The organism is Rhizobacter sp. P3_B12, from assembly GCF_056402895.1.
On sequence record NZ_JBFUGN010001051.1, the window covers coordinates 1 to 2,063 of the forward strand.

Sequence of the window (2,063 nt, forward strand, 5' to 3'; positions counted from 1 at the left end):
ACCTACGAGCGTGCCGAGATCGCGCTGCCGTCCGTCGTCAAGAAGGACGGCACGCGCGCCGATTTCGATGCCTCGAAGATCCGCGCCTCGATGACGCTGGCGCTGCGCAAGCGGCCGGTCAGCGTCGAGCAGATCGACGCGGCGATGGAGCRCATCCAGGACAAGCTGCTCAACAGCGGCTCCAAGGAAGTGCCCTCGACACGCCTGGGCGAACTGGTGATGCGCGAGCTCAAGCGCATCGACAAGGTCGCCTACGTGCGCTTCGCCTCGGTCTACCGCAGCTTCGAAGACGTCGATGAGTTCCGGCAGCTGATTCGGGACATCTGAACCCGTACATAGCACCCTAAACCTCGCGAAATCCCCCCAGACCCCCTCACGTACCGGTACATCCGAGGGTGGTCTTTGCCGCTTCTCCCCCCCTTGGGGGAGTGGCCGGCAGCGCGGCACTTCCTAAAGTCCGCGTCCGTTCATCAGGGGGAGCCCACATGCTTCAGCTTGCCAGGCCGCGATCGGCCGAGGGTTTCACGCTCGTCGAGTTGATGGTGTGCGTGGCGGTGTGCGCCGTGCTCGCGCTGATCGCAGCACCGAACCTGCAGCGCTGGATGGAACTGCGGCGGCTCGAAGGCGTCGCGAACGACCTCGCGGCCGACCTGCGGCTGGCCCGCAGCGAGGCCATCGACCGCAACCAGACCGTGCGCATCGGCTTTCGCGGCGTGACGACAGCGTCGAACTGTTACGTCGTCTATGTCGGAGCGATCGATGCGTGCCGTTGCACGTCACACGACGAGGCGGCCTGCGACGCCGGCGGTCACGCGATCCGCCACGTCGCGCTGCAGGCCGTGCAGYAGCTCAGCCTGCAGGCCAATGTCCCGACGATGAGCTTCGACGCGCAGCACGGCACCAGCACGCCGGCTGCCACGCTGCGGTTGGCCAGCGCGTCGGGCCTCGCGATCCAGCATGTCGTCAACCTGCTCGGCCGCGTGCGCAGTTGCTCGCCGCAGGGCGCGGTGGCGGGCTACCGTGTCTGCTGAAGGGGTGACGATGGCCTCCACCTCATCCTTGCCGCAGCAGCGCGGCTTCACGCTCGTCGAGTTGATGGCGGGCCTGGCGATCGGCCTGGCGGTCGTCGCGCTGGCGCTGGGCCTGCTGGCGTTCCAGTTGCAGGACACCCGCCGCCAACTGGCCGACCTGCGCCTCACGCACGACCTGCAGACGATCGCCGAGGTGATCTCGCGCGACCTGGCCCGCGCCGGCCATCGGGTGCCGGCCGGTGCCGCAGCCGTGGCCGGCTCGGCCGACCCCGCCATCGCACTCGCCGAGGGTGGTGACGGCCTGAGCATCGACTACGCCGCCACGCCGGCCGCCGGCACCACCCCGAGCCGCTTCGGCTACCGGCTGCGCAGCGGCGTCGTCGAGATGGCGTTCGGTGGCGGGCGCTGGCAGGCCCTCAGCGACGCGACATCGATGCGGGTCACGCGGCTGGAGTTCACGCCCGACATCCGACGCATCGACCTGCGGGATTTCTGCAGCCGCTCCTGCGATGCCGGTACCTGCCCCTACCAGCTGCAACGCCAGGTCCGCATCCGCTTGCAGGCCCTGGCCACCGATCAAGCTCCCGCGGCCGGCGGCGCGATGCGCGAGGCCCTGGTCGAAGCCCGCGTGCGCAATGACGCCGTGGTCGGCGGGTGTCCGGGATGAGCCCGCCGGACCGCTCCAAGGGCGAATACCGGAGTGCGCAGCACGAAGGTACTCCAGTGATCCGCCGATTGCGCGGCCGCGGCGCGGCTTCGGGTCAATCCGGTGCGGTGGCGCTGATCCTGGTGCTGGTGGTCGGCGTGGCCCTCACGCTGGCCGCGACATATGCCCTCCGCGTGGCATGGCAGGAGCTGAAAGCCTCCGGCAACCGCATGCGCGCCGCCCAGGCCGCGGAAGCGGCGGAGTCGGGGCTCGCGTGGGCATTGGCCCGGCTCAACGACGAACGCCCCGTCGACGCCACCTGCCGCCCCGCTGCCGAGGGAACGGCCTTCCGCGAGCGCTACCAGGGGACGCCCGCCATGCCGTCC

General features: G+C 70.0%; 4 protein-coding genes. All 4 read left to right on the top strand.

Translation table 11 applies throughout. The features are described 5' to 3' along the window. A partial coding sequence (locus tag AC1D01_RS31925) for a transcriptional regulator NrdR (protein ID WP_477873524.1) occupies positions 1 to 327 on the top strand: 327 nt, incomplete at its 5' end. A 158-nt stretch (positions 328 to 485) separates the two neighbouring features. Further along, complete coding sequence (locus AC1D01_RS31930; RefSeq protein ID WP_477873525.1) at positions 486 to 1,031, top strand: GspH/FimT family pseudopilin; 546 nt, start codon at positions 486 to 488, stop codon at positions 1,029 to 1,031. A 10-nt stretch (positions 1,032 to 1,041) separates the two neighbouring features. Next, positions 1,042 to 1,698 (top strand): PulJ/GspJ family protein, encoded by a 657-nt coding sequence (locus tag AC1D01_RS31935; protein WP_477873526.1) that lies wholly within the window; start codon positions 1,042 to 1,044, stop codon positions 1,696 to 1,698. Continuing rightward, positions 1,695 to 2,063: hypothetical protein (locus AC1D01_RS31940; protein WP_477873527.1), on the top strand; the 369-nt coding region annotated here is incomplete at its 3' end. The genes AC1D01_RS31935 and AC1D01_RS31940, both read left to right, overlap by 4 nt.

Excerpts from the sequence above, each read along its gene's own strand:
- AC1D01_RS31935 (WP_477873526.1), top strand. The coding sequence starts at position 1,042 with ATGGCCTCCACCTCATCCTTGCCGCAGCAGCGCGGCTTCACGCTCGTC.